This window comes from Ignavibacteriota bacterium, from assembly GCA_016218045.1.
GTDB lineage: Bacteria > Bacteroidota > Ignavibacteria > SZUA-365 > SZUA-365 > JACRFB01.
In genome coordinates this window covers 1-16,238 of record JACRFB010000055.1, presented here as the reverse complement: position 1 = coordinate 16,238, position 16,238 = coordinate 1, and the positions used below count along the sequence as shown (strand labels likewise).

The following is a 16,238-nucleotide window of genomic DNA, read 5'->3' as shown; positions in this document are numbered from 1 at the left end:
TTGGGCAAACAGAAATCTAAACACCACGTGCGAGGCTTGCTATGTTAAACATCGGGTCTGTCCCGCTCTCCCGCTGTCCCGCTGTCCCGCTCTCCCGCTGTCCCCAGAGTCGTCGCGCTTCGACTCCGCTCAGCGAGACACTGTGTCGTTGTTCCGCTCCCGCTGTCCCGCTGTCCTGCTGTCCCGCTCTCCCGCTGTCCCGCTGTCCCGCTCTCCCGCTGTCCACGGCCGTTTCCCCCATTCTGCAGTTTTGCCTATCTTGCCGCCCACATCCGATCAGGAAGCAGCATGAACCTCAAGAACATACCGGCCGGAGCGAAGTCGCCCGAGATCGTGAATGCGATAGTGGAGATTCCGAAAGGGAGCCGGAACAAGTACGAGTACAATCTGGAACTCGGCTTGTTTCAACTGGACCGCGTCCTCTACTCGTCGATGCATTATCCGGAGGCCTACGGCTTTATCCCGAGCACACTGTACGACGACGGCGATCCGGTGGACGTGCTGATCTTCATCGATCAGCCGCTCCATGTGGGGGTGCTGGTGGAAGTGCGGCCGGTGGGCATCCTGCGCATGAGCGACGACAAGGGCGAGGACGACAAGATCATCTCCGTCGCCATCAACGATCCGACGTATTCGCCGATCCGCGACCTGCGGCAACTTCCGCGGCATCTGCTCGTAGAGGTGGAACACTTCTTCACCAGCTACAAGGAACTCGAGGGCAAACACGTGATGAGCTTCGGCTGGAGCGGAGCCACCGCTGCCAAACGCGCCATCGAAAAAGCACGGAAGGCCTTCGAAGCCGCTAAGAAGAAAAGTTGACCTTGACATGCGGACCCACAAAGTGTAATTTTGCGCGTCCGATCTCGAAACGGGCATTCAACGCCGACATTTGCATACATACCAAAGGAGACACGCACATGATATGGACCATGGAACTCGCGTCCTGGCTCGACGATGCACCGTGGCCCGCCACGCGCGACGAATTGATCGATTACGCGACCCGCATCGGCGCGCCCACGCAGGTGCTCGAGAATCTGCAGGAACTTGAGGATCCGGATGAAACCTATGAAGGCATCGAGGACATCTGGACAGATTTCCCCGTGGATGAGGACTTCTATTTCGGAGACGAGGAAAACGACTACTGATCCACGCTGCATCGCCATGCCACCCAGCACGGCCCACGATTTTACGCGTGTCCACAGTCGAGCCCGGCGGTCTCCCGCTGGGCTGTTTTTTGCGCTTGCGACATGCGTGGTACTGCTGTATCCCGCCCCGCGCCTCCTGGCCCAGCATCCGTCCTTCGACGATTCGCTGCGCATAGACGAGGTGCTGCTGGAAGGTGATTCCGCCATCGAGAACAGCGAGACGCTGCTCGAACAGATCGACACACACGAATCGCCCGGCGCCATCGCCACCTTCCTCTGGTCCATCATCGAGAACATGCCCTTCGCCGCCGAGCCCGTGTATTTTGATTACGAGGTGATGCGGCAGGATGCCGAACGGCTCGCGGCGTACCTCAAACGCAACGGGTGGATCTCGGCGACCACGCGTGGTTCATACGTCAAGGCCGATGACGGTGAGAGCGTGACCGTGACGTTCCGTATCGCCGCGGGAGCGCGCTCGTACATCGACTCGGTGGATTACCGCAATCTGCGCGGCCTGCCGCGCGAACTCGACTCGCTCGTGCGCGAGGGACGCGACCGTTTTCTCATGCGGGGCGCGCCATTCAGCGAGGACAATGTGCAGGCCGAGATCGACCGCGTGTTAAAACATCTCGGCGAGAACGGCTACCCCGTCGCGTCCTGCGACAGCGTCACCGTCGAACGACTCAAATCGTCGAACAACACGCTGGTGCGGCTCTGGTTCGCGCACGGCCGCCAATTACGCGTGGGCACCATCACACGCACGATCAAGAACAGCGACGAACTGAATCTCGCGCGCAAGATCATCGACGACCGGCTCGAGGTGCACACGGGCGAGGTGTATTCGACCACCAAACGCGAACGATCGGAATTGAACCTGAACCGCCTCGGCATCTTCACGAGCGTGCAGATCCAGGCCTCGTATCCGCCCAAACACGACACCGTGCAGGAGACCGTGCCGCTCGATGTGCAACTCACGCCGAAGCAGCGTCACGAGCTTGCGCCCGCCGTGCTCGTGAATAGCTTCTTTAATCGTTTCAACGCCGGCGCCGAAGTGTCGTATCTCGTACGCAACATCTTCGGCGGAGCGCAGACCATGACGGCGCGCGCGAATTTCCTCTCCAAAGTCGACTATCCCATCGATTCGTATCAGGGCATACTGCAGTTGCGTTTCGACCAGCCCTATCTCTTCTCCAACGATAACTCGGGTTCCGTCAGCATCGCCTACATCCGCGCCTACGAATCGGAGCTGTACGGCGGCAACATCTTCCAATTCATACTCGGCATGCGGCAGCGTTTCACCGACCGCGTGCAGGGAAGCGCCGACTGGACGCTCGAACAGAGCAAGTACGACATTCTCGCGACCGGACAGTCGCTCGTCTCCACACCCTTCGCGGCGTTCGATACCACGGGCATCAATTACCGCAACTCGATCATCACGTTCGGACTCGAGCGCGACGCAACAAACGACTTCTACAATCCCACCGCGGGACTCGCCGTGCGCGGCATGGTGGAGGAGGCCGGACTCTTCAAACAGCTCGTGCCCTCGTTGTTCGCGGGGTATCAGTCCGCCGAATACCGCAAGCTCGAGGGCATGGCGCGTATTTTCACCGACCTGTCGCACAACGGCACGGCCGTGCTGGGCGCGAAGCTGAAGCTGGGCACCATCTTCCGCTATGGCGAAAGTGCCGAGCGCAACATTCCGGTGCCCTTCAACCGCCGCTACTACGCGGGCGGCTCGCAGAGCGTGCGCGGCTGGAGTGCACGCACGCTGGCAGCGGGCGGACAGGAACTCGCCACCTACGGCGGGAACGCGCTGCTCGAGGCGAGTCTCGAATACCGCTGGCAGCTTTTCCCGCGCACAAAACCGTGGTACTTCATCGAACCCGCAAACATCTGGCTCGTGTTTTTTGCCGATGCCGGAAATCTGTGGAGTGAGCCCGCGTCGATACGGCTGAGCGAAGTGGCCGGAGCGCTGGGCCTGGGGCTGCGCTACAACATGTTTTTCGGACCGATCCGTGTCGATTACGGCATGAAGGCCTACGATCCGCGCGCGGGCGCCCGCGCCTGGTTTACCGACCGCGTCTTCGGCCGCGAATTTCTTGCCAGGGGCATACTGCTGCTCGGCATCGGCCACGCGTTTTAGGAGGGATACGGAATGGCATGGTCGACAGTCGTGGGACAGGCGCGTGTGAAGACGCTGCTGCGGAGTTTATGGGAAGCGCAACGGCTGCCGCATGCGATGCTCTTCTACGGACCTCCCGGCGCGGGTATGGACGCGATGGGCATAGAACTCGCGCGTGTGCTCAACTGCGAGCGCGGACAGTGGGACGCCTGCGGCGTCTGCCCCTCGTGTCTGGCCATCGACATTCTGCGGCATCAGCGGCTCTCGCTGATCTTCGCCATGCCCGCGAAGGCCGGTGAAAAGACTGCGTACGATAAGTTCGATGAAGGCGAGATGGCCGAGATCAATGCCGAGATCAGTCTGAAGGCCGCGAATCCCTATCATCGTATCACCATCCCGAAGGCGCAGGGTATCAAGGTGCAGAGCATCCGCGATCTGCGGCATGCCACATCTTTCCGTGCAGGCGCGAAAGGCCGCAATGTGGTGTTGATCATGGATGCCGACCGCATGAACCCCAACGCGGCGAACGCTCTGCTGAAAACGCTCGAGGAACCCACGGGCGACACGATCCTGATACTCACGACAGCCAAGCGCGAATCGATGCTGCCGACCATCCTATCGCGCTGCCAGCAGGTGCGTTTCGAGGCGCTGGCGGCGGCCGACATCGAGCGTGGGTTACTCGGCATGTACGACGACATCACGCCCGAGCGCGCGCGCGAGGCGGCGATGCTCTCGCAGGGCAACTACCTCGACGCACAGATCCTCGCGACGGGCGACAGTCTGATACCGCGCACCGAAATCCGTGAATTCCTGCTGGCGATACATCAGTACAATCCGCGGACGATCATGAAGAAGATCGGTTCGTACACGTCGGTGAAGGACGGCAAGGCACTCACGGCCTTTCTCACGGGCATCGCCTCGTGGTTCCGCGACGTGCTCGCCGTGCAGGAGGGTGCCGAGGATGCGATCAGCAACATCGACATGAAGGATTCGATCGTGAAGTTCGCCTCGCTGTACCCCGACGCGGACTGTACCACCGCCGTGACGGCAGTGGAGGAAACCATTGACCTCATTCCGAAAAATGTGCATCTTGTCACATTGCTGGTGGTTCTGTCGAACCGCCTGCGCCGTTGCCTCGCACCCTATCTGGCGTAAGCCGGACTCCCATAGAGCATCACATGATCCCTGAATTGCCCGTTCTTCCGGATTCATCGCCGCGCGAACCCGAGCGGCCGCTGCCGCCGGAGTTTGCGACACTCGATGGCGCCGTTCTCGCCGCGAGCAGCGACGAAGACGGGTCCGCTGCGCAGGCACGGCAACACGACCAGACCGAGAGCTGCTGCCGCGGCGACATGGAAGAGCTGCCCGCGGACGTGGCGCAGTACACCGAAGTGATCTTCAAAGGCGAACGCCGCGCCTATTACATGAACCGCACCGGACTCGAACTCTCGCCCGAGATGTATGTGATCGTGGAAGCCGAAAAGGGCAACGATCTCGGCATTGTGGGTTTGACCGGTGAACAGGCCTATCTCAAGTCGACGCTGCGTAACAAACCCTGCCAGGGCGAATCGACACGCGCGGTGCTGCGCCTCGCCGAGGAGCCCGACGTCAACGTGCTGCGTTTCCATCGCGAGCAGGAGGGCACGGCCTATCAGGTGTGCCTCGACAAGATCTCGATGCTGAATCTCCCGATGAAACTCGTGGATGTCGAGTTCCAGTTCGACCGCAACCGCATCACGTTCTACTTCACGGCCGACGGCCGTGTGGATTTCCGCGAGCTGGTGCGCGAACTCGCCGCCGAGTACCGCACACGCATCGAGCTGCGGCAGATCGGTCCGCGCGACGAGGCCAAACGGCTGGGCGGCTACGGCGTGTGCGGACGCGAGCTGTGCTGCAGTTCATGGCTCGGCACTTTCGAGCCCGTCTCCACCGACATGGCCAAGCTGCAGAACCTCACGTTGAATCCGTTCAAACTCGCGGGCCAATGCGGACGCCTCAAATGCTGCATCTCGTATGAAGTGCGCATATACGAAGAACTGTTGAAAAAATTCCCGCCGCTGGACTATCGCTTTCAGGCGCCGAAGGGCAAGGCGCGTATCGACAAGATCGACATTTTTCAGGATGCGATTTACGTGCAGTACGAGCGCGGCGATGCCTGGGACCGTTTCACACTCGACGAACTCAAGGTGATGCTCGAATCGCCTCCGCCTCCGGTCGAAACCGTCGAGGCCAAGCCCGCCGAGCACCCGCGCAACGAGCAGCGCCGCGGCGGCCCTGGCAAGCGGCGTGAGGACCGTCCCCAGCCGCACAAACCGAAGTAGAATAGCGGGATCTGTTCAATCCGTGTAAGGACACAGGAGAGAGGAGACAGGAGACACGGGCTTACCGAATGTCTGACTCCTGTCTCCTGTATCCTGCATCCTCACACTCGTGTCAGGACAAAGGAGAGAGGAGACAGGAGACACGGGCTTGCCGAATGCCTGTCTCCTGACTCCTGTATCCTGACTCCTTACACTCGTGTGAGGATACAGGAGAGAGGAGACAGGAGACACGGGCTTGCCGGCTGTCTGCCTCCTGTCTCCTGTATCCTGACTCCTCACACTCGTGTCGGGACACAGGAGAGAGGAGACAGGAGACACGGGCTTGCCGAATGGCTGTCTCCTGCCTCCTGTATCCTGACTCCTCACACTCGTGTCGGGACACAGGAGAGAGGAGACAGGAGACACGGACTTGCCGGCTGTCTGCCTCCTGTCTCCTGTATCCTGACTCCTCACACTCGTGTCGGGACACAGGAGAGAGGAGACAGGAGACACGGGCTTGCCGAATGCCTGTCTCCTGTCTCCTGTATCCTGACTCCTTACACTCGTGTCAGGACAAAGGAGAGAGGAGACAGGAGACACGGGCTTGCCGATTGTCTGCCTCCTGTCTCCTGTATCCTGACTCCTTACACTACCCAGAGTAGATCCGGCCCCTACCATCTACTCATCTACCAGCTACCAAGCTACCTCTTCTTCCAACTTTCCCAATACCCCTTCCATTCCACGGCCTCCGCTTCGGGCGCGATATGTAATAGATTTCGCGTGTCGAGCATCACGGCGATTTCGTTCGTGCGCGTAAGTGAATCCTGCTTCGCAAGGGCCTTTGGATGCGGACCGTGCTGGAAGCCGGTGGGATGAAAGGTGACCATGCCGGGCTTGATGTTGTCGCGGCTGAAGAATTCGCCCTCGTGGTAGAAGATAACCTCGTCGTAATCGGCGTTGCGATGGAAGAAGGGCACCTTGAGCGCGTCGGCGTCTTCCTCGAGCGGGCGCGGCAGGAAGGTGCACACCACCGCGTTGTTCATCAGGAACGTCGTGTGCGCGGGCGGCGGAAGATGCACGCGATGGCTCATCACGGGACGGATGTCGCGCACGTTGATCTTCCACACGTAATTGTCGCCCTTCCAGCCCACGGCGTCGAGCGGATTGAAGCCGTAAAACATCGACGAGATCTCGCCCTCGCGCTGCACGCGGATTTCGTGCTCGATGCCCGCGCGCTCGTCGTACGACGCGGGCAACTGCGCGATCGTGATCGCCGAGGCGTCGTACAGCGCGTGCATGCCTATCACACCCTTGTCGGCCATCGACGGCGGACGCACCCGCGAGAACGACTCGATAATCAGGACAAAGGTGTCCTTTGTCCGCGGATGCACGCGGTAGGTCGTGCAGCGCGGGATCACGATGTAGTCGCCCGCCTCGAACTCGATCTCGCCGAAATCGGTCTCCATCACACCCTCGCCGCGGTGTACGAAGTGCAGCTCGTCGCCGTCGGCGTTGCGGAAGTAGTAGGGCATCGACGCGGCGCGGCGCGACACGTGCACGGCCACATCGTTGTTGAACAGCAGCCGGATGCGCATGCCGCGTTCGTCGCGTCCGTCGGACGGATCCGCCTCGTTGAAATCGTACGCGTGCGGGCGCATGTCGCCCTCGAAGCGCGTCCAGTCGGTGGGCGGATGCAGGCGGTAGAGATGCGAGACGGGACCGAAGAAACCCTCGCGTCCGAACTCTTCCTCGAAGGTGCCTTCGGGAAGTCCGACATGGGCCTGGCGCGTGTGTTTGCCCTGATGGGTGAGATACATGGCGATCCTTTCAGACGATGATGTGTTTGGTCGAGGGAAAGACGCGGGCGGCTAGGAACCGCGGATGTGCTCGTGGCAGGAGAAACACACCGAGGTCATGCGTGTGAACTGGTAGTAGCTGCCCGCCATGTTCTGCTTGCCTGCCTCGACCTCGAGTTCCTTCACGATGCGGAGGAATTCGCGGCCGTATTCGGCGTAGCGCGCGGTCTCCTTTTCGAAGCCCGTCTCGCGCACCAGGCGTTCCAGCGCCTCGGCCTCGGCCTTGACGGCCTTGAGGTCGGCGAGCGCGAGCTGCCGCAGAATGTTCTGCGCGTGTTCAGTTTTTTTCTTCATCAGATCGCTCGGTTCGGGCGCGGGCGCCATGCCCGTGAGCGCCGCGATGGTGACGAGCGCAAGAAGCGCGTGAACGGCTTTCATGATCGGACTCCTGCGTGTGAGGACGTGATTGTGGGGATCTGCGTCACGCCATGTTTTCGATGAGCGCGGTCGCGAACGCCGAACACGACACTTCGGTTGCGCCGTCCATGAGACGCGCAAAATCGTACGTGACGGTCTTTTTCTGAATGGTGGCGTCCATGGCGCGGATGATGAGCGCGGCGGCCTCGTTCCAGCCCATGTACTGCAGCATCATCTCGCCGCTGAGAATCACCGAGCCGGGATTCACCTTGTCGAGTCCGGCGTACTTCGGCGCGGTGCCGTGTGTGGCCTCGAACATCGCGTAGCCGTTTTCGTAGTTGATGTTTGCGCCCGGGGCGATGCCGATGCCGCCCACCTGCGCCGCCAGAGCGTCGGAGATGTAGTCGCCGTTGAGGTTCAGCGTGGCGATCACATCGTATTCCGCCGGACGGGTGAGGATCTGCTGCAGGAACGCGTCGGCGATCACGTCCTTCACCACCACGCCGTTCGGGAGGCGCACCCACGGTCCGCCGTCGATCGGCGTGCCGCCGAATTCGTTCACTGCAAGCGCGTAACCCCAGTCGCGGAAGCCGCCCTCGGTGAACTTCATGATGTTGCCCTTGTGCACAAGCGTGACCGACTCGCGGTTGAACTCGATCGCGTAGTTGATCGCGGCGCGCACGAGGCGCTCGGTGCCTTCCTTCGACACGGGCTTGATGCCGATGCTCGACGATTCGGGGAAGCGGATCTTGCTCACACCCATTTCGGACTGCAGCCAGCTCACCACCTTCTGCGCCTCGGGCGTCCCGGCCTTCCACTCGATGCCCGCGTAGATGTCCTCGGAATTCTCGCGGAAGATCACCATGTCGATGGCCTCGGGCTTGCGCACGGGCGAAGGCACGCCCTGGAAGTAGCGCACGGGGCGCAGGCACACGTACAGGTCGAGGATCTGGCGCAGCGCCACGTTGAGCGAACGGATGCCGCCGCCGACCGGTGTGGTGAGCGGACCCTTGATGCCCACGATGAACTCCTTCACCGCCTCGAGCGTGTCCTCTGGCAGCCACACTTTGTCGCCGTACACGCCGAGCGATTTCTCGCCCGCGTACACCTCGAACCACGCGATCTTGCGCGCGCCGCCGTAGGCCTTCTGCACGGCCGCGTCAATCACACGCACGGCGGCGGCCCAGATGTCCGGTCCCGTGCCGTCGCCTTCGATGAACGGGATGATGGGATTGTCGGGAACCTGCAGGGTTCCGTTCGAGAAGGTGATGTGTGCGCCTTCGGCGGGAGGAACGAGTTTCTGGTACGGCATGATGATCCTGAATCTGAAGAGTTGTAGATTTCGTGAAGTACTTTCGCTGCGAAGTCATTCCCTGCGCATCTGTGAATGAAACTCGGACAGGGAAAAGTGAAAATACGAAAAATCGGGAACCCGAACATCCTCGGAAACGAATCGACAGCGTCACGACGAAACAACCACGATTATCGGAGCGCGCATGAAACACATGTTTTCGGTTATTGTGATGGTCCTTCTGGGCCTGACACAGGTTCACGCGCAGAGCGCGGCCTACAGGTACGAGGCAGGAAAGACGTATTTCTACGAAGTGAACTCGGCGACCGAGAGCAAGGAGGAGATGGGGCCGAAGATCAACAAATACTCCACCTCGTTCAAGGCCATCATGGCGCTGCAGTTCGAGGCGCGAAACGCGCAGGGCACAGCGAACGCGATGCTTATCATCGAAACACTTGAGGCCGAAATCGAGCGCCGCGACGGCACGCAAAAAATCGGCGGTGAACTCGCGGGCACCAGCTACGCGTTCACCATCGACGCAGTCGGACGCATCGTGAAACGTGATCCGACACTCGAGACGCTCGATCAGCAGCGCCTCGAAATCGTGCAACGCTTGTTCGACCTCCTGCCGCCGCTCGGCAAGTCCGTTTTTACACAGGGTGATTCCTGGAAAAACAAAACCGTGGACTCGGCGGGCACACATAAAATGCCGATGGTCGTGGAGCTGCGTAACTCGTTCGAGGTCGGCGGTCCGCGCACAGAACTCGAGCGCCGCTGCCTGCCCCTCGAATACGAGGCCGACGTGCGCACGACGGGTGTGATGTTGCAATACGGAAAAACATATGATTACGGCTCGCGCGGCGATGCCGAGGGTGTGCTCCTCTACGACGAAGCCGACGGCATCGTTGTGTCCTTCAAACTCGAGCAGGGCTCAAACGACAGTATCGTCGAGAGCGGCAGCGCGGGGGCGATCTATCTGGAACACAACACCGAAACGACGTACACGCTGAAACTGGTGCGGTAGAGACGGGCGCGGGCCTTTCGGCTCGAGGGCAATAAAAAAGGGGAGGTACAGACCTCCCCTTTTGTTATCGTTGCGCCTCTCAGCGCACGATGGTCATGCTCCGTGTGACAGCGCTACCACCGAACTGCAGGCGGATGAAGTAGGTGCCCGCGGCGAAACCGTCGGTGTGGAGGGAGGCGGACCAGGATCCGCGGTCCACATCGGCATCACTCACAACCCGCAGTTCGCGGCCGTACTTGTCGTACACGGCAATGCGCGCGCGGCCCTGCTCGGGAACGGCGTAACGGATCGTGATACGTGTGCCGGCAGGCGCAGGATTGGGCGCGCTCTGTTGTAGCGCAAGCTGCACGGGCGACACGACGGCTCCAGCGGCGAGTATGCCCCAGGGATCGAGGCGCGTGTCGGCCGATTGATAGGCCTCGCCCGCGGGATCGAAGGCGATGAGCCGGTATTCCTGCGCGTCGGCGTCGAGTCCCATCTCGTTAAACGTGTACATGCCGTCGTCGCGGAATGCCGCGAAGCCGACGGTCTGCCATTCGTTCCGTCCCGCGGGGCTGCGCTCCACGATGAAGCCGAGGCGTGTTACCGCCAGTTCGCTCTGCCACGCGAGCGCGGCGGCGTCACTCGATGTGCGCAGGGCGCGCAGTCCGCGCACGGGCATCTGTATCGCCGCGTAGGGACCAGCCATCGTCCACGCGCCGCTCAGGTCGGTGATGCCCGTCACGGTCACGCTGTTGTTGATCGGACTCGCGCTGCTCGTCGTCGGATACCAGACGCCGCCGACGGGGAATTGCCGCCAGCCGCGGAGCTGCGAGGGGATGGCCATAAACGGCACGAGTTCGTTGCTCGTGTAGAACATGGTGAGATCGAGATTGTAACCCGAACCGGCGGCCTCGAACAGATAATGCCGCATCGCGTAGCGCAGCCGCGTGATGCCTGAGGGCAGCGCGTCGGGAAGCATACGCACGGTGAGGCCCGACAGCGTACCCGCGTTGAGCTTCAGGATGGCAAATGCATGTCCCTGCGGATTGCGCAGCACGCGCGTCTCGCCGGGATTCATGGATCCCGTGGAGGCGATCTGTTCCCCGACGGTCTCCACCTCGAGACGCACGGGTATCGTGAGCGGCGAGTTGATCACCGGCGTGCCGCGCACCGACAGTGTGCCCGTGAGTGTGATGGAGCCGTGAAGAGTCGACGGTGACATCTGGCTCGTCGGCGCCGTCAGTGTGAAGACCTGTCCCTCGCTGCCCGAAGTGGGGGTGATCGTCAGCCACGACGTGGAAGTGGCAACGTTCCAGAGAATGACATCGGGTCCGAACGTGCCTCCGCAATTCAGGACCATCACATCCTTTTTTGCGTCGCCGCGTTTTGGTGTGGCCTTGATCACGATCGTGTCGGCTCCGACGCAAATCAGGCGCGGCGCCTGCACGGTGAAGGTGACGGGGATGACGTACGGCGAGTTTGTCGCGTGCGGATCGAGGAGCGTGACGCTGCCCGTGTACACTCCCGGCGCAAGGTCGGTGCGTGTCACCGCAACATCAAAGGCGCCCGCGTTTAATCCGGCCGCCGGGGAGGGGGTGATGCTGAGCCACGTGGGCGCGACGACGGTGGACGAGGTCGCCGTCCACTGAATCAGCGAGCCGCTGCCGTTGAGGTTTGTCACGTTCACCGTCCGCGGCGCGGGCAGTGTGTAGTTCTGTTCCGCCTCGAAACTGATGGCCACGGGCGCGGTGACGATGGTGCCCTGCGGCGGATTCGCGTGCGCCGTCCAGATGCCGTTCAAGACGGTCGCGGAATGTGTGAGAGTCTTTGCTGCGGTGTTGAGTGTGCCCGCGGGCGAGGACCAGGTCACGCCGTTGTCGGCGGAATACTTCAGTGCAAGCGCCGCTTCGGTCTGGCCGTTGAGGTCCGTGCTCTCATACCGCGCAACCAACGTGGCGGCGAGGCCCGTGCCCACCGCGGCATTCACCGTGTACGACTTGAGGATGGATGGCAGATTTCCCACCCAGCGGTGTGTGCCGCTGTGCATCGTTACCGTGGTGCTGCCCGGCAGCGGAGCCGCGGTGGGAGTGATGCTCATGCCGATGCCGCCGAAGTTTTCGGTGAGCGCGAGCGTGCCCAGCGTGCGTGTCGTGCGGATGCTGCCGAGGAAACGGCCCGCGTTTGTGAACGTGCCCGTGGAGCCGAGCGTCACCAGCGCGAGTGTGTCGACGTCGAACCAGACGCCCGCGCCGATAGTGAGTGTGCCGTTCACGGTGCTGTTTGCCGCGAGGCGTTTGCGTGCGCCCGCGTTTCCGTTTGTCAGCTTCAGATTGTGATACGTGCCGGGCACAAGCTGCTGCGCCGCGCTGCCGAGATATTCCACCGTCGCGTCACTTCCACCCGCGTTCATCGTGCCGCTGAAGACGAAAGGACTGAGAGTAAAATTCAAAGTGGCCGCGCTGCCAGCGCCGTTGCCGATCAGGGCGGATCCGGAGCCGGTGCCGTTCTGCGCGTTGCCGTTGGCGTCGAACGAGAGTCCCTGGCCGCTCTCGTTCACCGTGCCGTCGTTGATCGTGAGCGTGCCGCCGATATTCACGGGCGCGGCCGCGGTGACGGTGGGACCGTTCACTGTCACATTCCAGAAGAATGTTCCGGCGAGCGTCCTGTTGTGGACGATAGTGCGGCTGCGCGCGCTGCGCAGGAACTCGCGGTTGCCCGTGGTGTCGTTCGCCCAGCCGAGTGTGTTGAGACCGGCAGTGGCGTAGGTCGGAACCATAAAGTCGAAAATGTTCATCGCGCCGACGGCACGCGCGAAGGCGACACTCTGGCCGCTGAGTATGGATCCGCTCAGCCAGCCGTGCCGCGACGCGGGCAGTGTGTTCATGTTCGAGGATCCGTGCGCGAGGCCGTGGACAAAGGCGCCGCCCGCGTCGAGCACCGCCACAGCGTCGGAGGCTGCCGCGATGGAGGGGATCGATGTCGAGGAAATGAAGTACTGGTTCAGTGTGTCCGCGGGCGGAGGATTGACGATGATGAGCCCGTCGGACGGATCGGTGTCCTGTCCCGGAACCGCAAAGAGTCCGCCGATCACGATGATGGTACCCGCCTGCACGTTGCTCCAGAGCGGATCGTTCGAGAAGGTGATCTGTCCGAAGGGATACGTACCGCCGCTAGTGGCGTCGGCGACGCGGTACCCGCGCAGATCCAGACTGTCCTTCACCACGAGCAATTCCACCGCCTCGAAGGTCGAGATGTCGCCGTTGCCGTTGTAGTATTCGTTCACGAGCACGGTCGGCACAGGGGGCGGATCGTTCTCGAGTATCGTGAAGGTGTGTGTGGTCTGTCCCCATACCGACGCCGTCGTTCCGCCCGCCGCATTCTGCAGCGAGAAGATCAGCGTTTCGCTCCCTTCAAACAGCGCGTCGTCGGCGATGGTGAAGCTCGCGCTCTGCGAGGCGCTCGATCCGGCGGGGAAGGTGAGTGTCTGTGTGCTGTACGCCGGCACAACATCCACGCCGTTCGTCGCGGTGCCTCCCGTCAGCACCACGTCCACCGTCGTGGCTGTGGTGGCGGAGGGATTGGTGATGGTGACCGGAATCGTCACCGTGCCCGCGCCCTCCGAGGCGGACGATGTTCCCGCGGGGAACTGCAGCACTGTGGGCTGTGACGCTGATCCGGCGCTGGGAGTGACCGATACATCGTCGATGGCGAGGGATTGTGCGTTCGATGTGGTGGTGCCGCTCACCACCGAGTAATTCCACGCGAGGTAGAAGTCGTCGCTTGCCGCGACGTTGGTGACGATGGTGCCGCTGGCAGCCGCGGTCGCGCCCGGCGCGGGTGTGTACCCCGCGTTTGCCGCATCGGCCGAAAAACTCGTGATGAAGGATGCGCCCGCGGGAGTCCACGTGCTGCCGTCGGTGGAGTAGTACATCTGGATCTGGAAGCCGGCTGCGTTTGTGCCGCCGCGGTACTTCTCGACATTGTAGGAGATCGAGAAACTCGCTATGGTGCCGCCGGTATTGTTCCGGAACCACGCGTACACGTTGCCGCTCTTTGTGCCGCTGCTCGACGAGATGAATCCGACCGCTCGCTCAGTGGCCGCGGCGGCGTCGCCCGCGCCGAGGTTGTAGATGCCGTTGGCGGCGGACGAACTCATCGCGTTCCCGCCCCTGCGTTCCGTGGTCGTGAGCGCGGCCGAGTAGGCGCTCACCGTGCGCACGTTTGCATTGTCCTTGCTCACGCGCCAGCCGGCGGGCATCGGAGCCAACGTGGTGGTGTCGAAGGAGGCAAAGTTCTGCAGATACGCCGTTCCCGGCGTGGTGAGGGAGATCTGCGCGTGGAGACTCGGGGCCGCCGCGGCCAACAGAAGCGCTGCAAGGAGTATCGGGAATCGTGTCATGCGGGTACCGGGGAGAGACGGTTTCAAGGAATACTTCATCCCTCGAATTTACGTAGTTTACGGCGAATGATGAAGTGTCGACGATGAGGAAACGGTGAGGCCGTGAGAACTGATCCGGGTGTCACATGGAAAATCCGCCACACGATCCTGGTCGCCTGTCTCGCGGCGCTCGGTTTCGGTGCGTCCCACTGCGCCGACGAACCGCCCGCGCAGCCCCTGTGGGATGTGACAACACCGGACGCCCGCGCTCCGCTGCCCGGACCCTTCCGTGTGATCGGATTCTGGATGGCCCCCACACGCGGATACCAGTGGGATGCGGAACACGATACGTACACGCCGATGTGTGCCGCGTGGCGGGCCGCCGGTGCGAATAGTGTGATGTTGAACTGCCCCGACCTCGCGTCCGCGCGGCGGAATCTCGAGCGGACACGCGGGTACTCGCTGCGCTTTCTGGGCGGACCCGGCCTGCGCCGCGTGTACGAGTGGGAGCATCTGCTGCGCGATTCGAGCGTGGCACAGGGTTTCTCCGGTCTGTACCTCGATGACGGATGGTTCGCCTGGCTCTATGACGGATGGGCGGCTCCGCCGTGGACGCCCTTCTCTCCTCCCGATTGGTATCGCGGACTCGATTCGTTGTTTGCGCTTGCCGAGAAACACGGCATGGACCTCGGTGTGAACGTGTACGAGATCGAGGGCATTCGTTTGCTCACGGCCCTTGCCCGCGACTATGACACACGGCATCGTGATTTTGCGACCGGAGCACCTACAACGCGGCGCGAACAGCGGCTCATCATCTACACCGGCGCGCGGTATTTTGATGCGGGTCCGACCTTCCTCGCCTATTCGGATGCGGTGCGTGCCCACGCACTGCGCAACAACATACCGTTGTCGCGTATGCAGCCGTGGATAGCACCGAGCTGCGAAACACCACGCGCCGCAGCCGTGTATCGAGCGCCGGGCTGCGAGGCGTCGTGGACGCTGACGCTGATCCTGCGCCTTGCCGAGCTGCGTTTTGGCGGCATCCATGTATATCTCGGCAACGGGATGGACGAGGCGCATCGGGATCAGATGCTTCTCGCGTTCTGGGCCACGGGCAACCTGCACCTTCCCGCGTTTCCGCGTCCCTCCACCTACGGTGAATTCCGGACCATTCTATCCGATTCTTCCCGCCTCGCTCCCGTTCTTCTCGCCGCGCGATCCCTCGGCATACCGACACATCGCCCCGGCTGGCTCTGGACGGGAGAGTAGGGACGGGGGAGTGGGGACGGGGGAGTGGGGACGGGGGAGTGGGGACGGGGGAGTGGGGACGGGGGAGTGGGGACGGGGAAGTGGGGACGGGGGAGTGGGGACGGGGAAGTGGGGAGTAGGGAGGAGGGAGTAGGGAGGAGGGAGTTGAACAAGAAAGTGGTGTTTCGCTATGCCCAAGAGGGGCGACATTCTTCAGCCCACGCCGTGAGGCGTGGGAATGCGACGCGGGACGAGGATCCAAGAGCCCCGGAGGGGCGACATTCAAAGGTCGAATTCGCGGAGTGTTCTCCTCAATGGAAAATGTATTCCCGTGGCTCGGTGTCCTGGAATGCCGCCCGCTTCGCGGGCTCTGGTGGATTCGATGGCGCGCCGATCCCCACACTTGGCGGTGTGGGTTGGTGAATGCCGCCCGCTTCGCGGGCTCTGTTGGATTCGATGGAGCGCCGTTCCCCACACCTGACGGTGTGGGTTGGTGAATGCCGCCCGCTTCGCGGGCTCTGTTGGATTCGATGGA

The 16,238-nt window shown here is 62.1% G+C and carries 11 protein-coding genes; 7 read left to right on the top strand and 4 right to left on the bottom strand.

Annotation, left to right across the window (positions count from 1 at the left end; genetic code table 11):
* Positions 1 to 288: 288 nt before the first annotated feature.
* From HY962_14265 to HY962_14245, 5 genes are all read left to right on the top strand, one after another.
* Positions 289 to 819 carry an inorganic diphosphatase gene (locus HY962_14265; GenBank protein ID MBI5648092.1) on the top strand — a complete coding sequence of 177 codons (531 nt, stop codon included), beginning with the start codon at positions 289 to 291 and terminating at the stop codon, positions 817 to 819.
* Between the two features lie 98 nt (positions 820 to 917).
* Entirely contained in the window at positions 918 to 1,145 is a 228-nt protein-coding gene (locus HY962_14260) for a DUF2795 domain-containing protein (protein ID MBI5648091.1), read from the top strand.
* A gap of 106 nt (positions 1,146 to 1,251) precedes the next feature.
* Complete coding sequence (locus tag HY962_14255) at positions 1,252 to 3,288, top strand: BamA/TamA family outer membrane protein (GenBank protein MBI5648090.1); 2,037 nt, start codon at positions 1,252 to 1,254, stop codon at positions 3,286 to 3,288.
* 12 nt (positions 3,289 to 3,300) lie between these two features.
* Complete coding sequence (locus HY962_14250) at positions 3,301 to 4,422, top strand: AAA family ATPase (GenBank protein ID MBI5648089.1); 1,122 nt, start codon at positions 3,301 to 3,303, stop codon at positions 4,420 to 4,422.
* A gap of 23 nt (positions 4,423 to 4,445) precedes the next feature.
* Positions 4,446 to 5,588, top strand: a complete 1,143-nt coding sequence (locus tag HY962_14245) for a Signal peptidase-like protein (GenBank protein ID MBI5648088.1) — start codon at positions 4,446 to 4,448, stop codon at positions 5,586 to 5,588.
* 680 nt (positions 5,589 to 6,268) lie between these two features.
* Here the strand turns inward: HY962_14245 and HY962_14240 are convergent.
* The 3 genes from HY962_14240 to icd are packed head-to-tail and all read right to left on the bottom strand — an operon-like array spanning position 6,269 to position 9,092.
* Positions 6,269 to 7,384 carry a homogentisate 1,2-dioxygenase gene (locus tag HY962_14240; protein ID MBI5648087.1) on the bottom strand — a complete coding sequence of 372 codons (1,116 nt, stop codon included), beginning with the start codon at positions 7,382 to 7,384 and terminating at the stop codon, positions 6,269 to 6,271.
* A gap of 51 nt (positions 7,385 to 7,435) precedes the next feature.
* Positions 7,436 to 7,801 carry a hypothetical protein gene (locus HY962_14235; protein MBI5648086.1) on the bottom strand — a complete coding sequence of 122 codons (366 nt, stop codon included), beginning with the start codon at positions 7,799 to 7,801 and terminating at the stop codon, positions 7,436 to 7,438.
* 43 nt (positions 7,802 to 7,844) lie between these two features.
* Positions 7,845 to 9,092, bottom strand: a complete 1,248-nt coding sequence (icd, locus tag HY962_14230; protein MBI5648085.1) for an NADP-dependent isocitrate dehydrogenase — start codon at positions 9,090 to 9,092, stop codon at positions 7,845 to 7,847.
* A 184-nt stretch (positions 9,093 to 9,276) separates the two neighbouring features.
* On the opposite strand from icd, the gene HY962_14225 reads away from it, so the two are divergent.
* Positions 9,277 to 10,095 carry a hypothetical protein gene (locus HY962_14225; GenBank protein MBI5648084.1) on the top strand — a complete coding sequence of 273 codons (819 nt, stop codon included), beginning with the start codon at positions 9,277 to 9,279 and terminating at the stop codon, positions 10,093 to 10,095.
* 79 nt (positions 10,096 to 10,174) lie between these two features.
* On the opposite strand, the gene HY962_14220 is transcribed toward HY962_14225, so the two are convergent.
* Complete coding sequence (locus tag HY962_14220) at positions 10,175 to 14,476, bottom strand: hypothetical protein (GenBank protein ID MBI5648083.1); 4,302 nt, start codon at positions 14,474 to 14,476, stop codon at positions 10,175 to 10,177.
* 102 nt (positions 14,477 to 14,578) lie between these two features.
* Here HY962_14220 and HY962_14215 point away from each other — a divergent pair, with 102 nt between their 5' ends.
* Positions 14,579 to 15,724, top strand: coding sequence for a hypothetical protein (locus tag HY962_14215; protein MBI5648082.1), 1,146 nt, complete (start codon positions 14,579 to 14,581; stop codon positions 15,722 to 15,724).
* Positions 15,725 to 16,238 lie beyond the last annotated feature (514 nt).

Bases quoted from the DNA above. Each gene is read 5' to 3' on its own strand.
- HY962_14265 (MBI5648092.1), top strand. From the start codon at position 289: ATGAACCTCAAGAACATACCGGCCGGAGCGAAGTCGCCCGAGATCGTG.
- HY962_14260 (MBI5648091.1), top strand. From the start codon at position 918: ATGATATGGACCATGGAACTCGCGTCCTGGCTCGACGATGCACCGTGG.
- HY962_14250 (MBI5648089.1), top strand. From the start codon at position 3,301: ATGGCATGGTCGACAGTCGTGGGACAGGCGCGTGTGAAGACGCTGCTG.
- HY962_14245 (MBI5648088.1), top strand. From the start codon at position 4,446: ATGATCCCTGAATTGCCCGTTCTTCCGGATTCATCGCCGCGCGAACCC.
- HY962_14240 (MBI5648087.1), bottom strand. From the start codon at position 7,384: ATGTATCTCACCCATCAGGGCAAACACACGCGCCAGGCCCATGTCGGA.
- HY962_14235 (MBI5648086.1), bottom strand. From the start codon at position 7,801: ATGAAAGCCGTTCACGCGCTTCTTGCGCTCGTCACCATCGCGGCGCTC.
- icd (MBI5648085.1), bottom strand. From the start codon at position 9,092: ATGCCGTACCAGAAACTCGTTCCTCCCGCCGAAGGCGCACACATCACC.
- HY962_14225 (MBI5648084.1), top strand. From the start codon at position 9,277: ATGAAACACATGTTTTCGGTTATTGTGATGGTCCTTCTGGGCCTGACA.
- HY962_14220 (MBI5648083.1), bottom strand. From the start codon at position 14,476: ATGACACGATTCCCGATACTCCTTGCAGCGCTTCTGTTGGCCGCGGCG.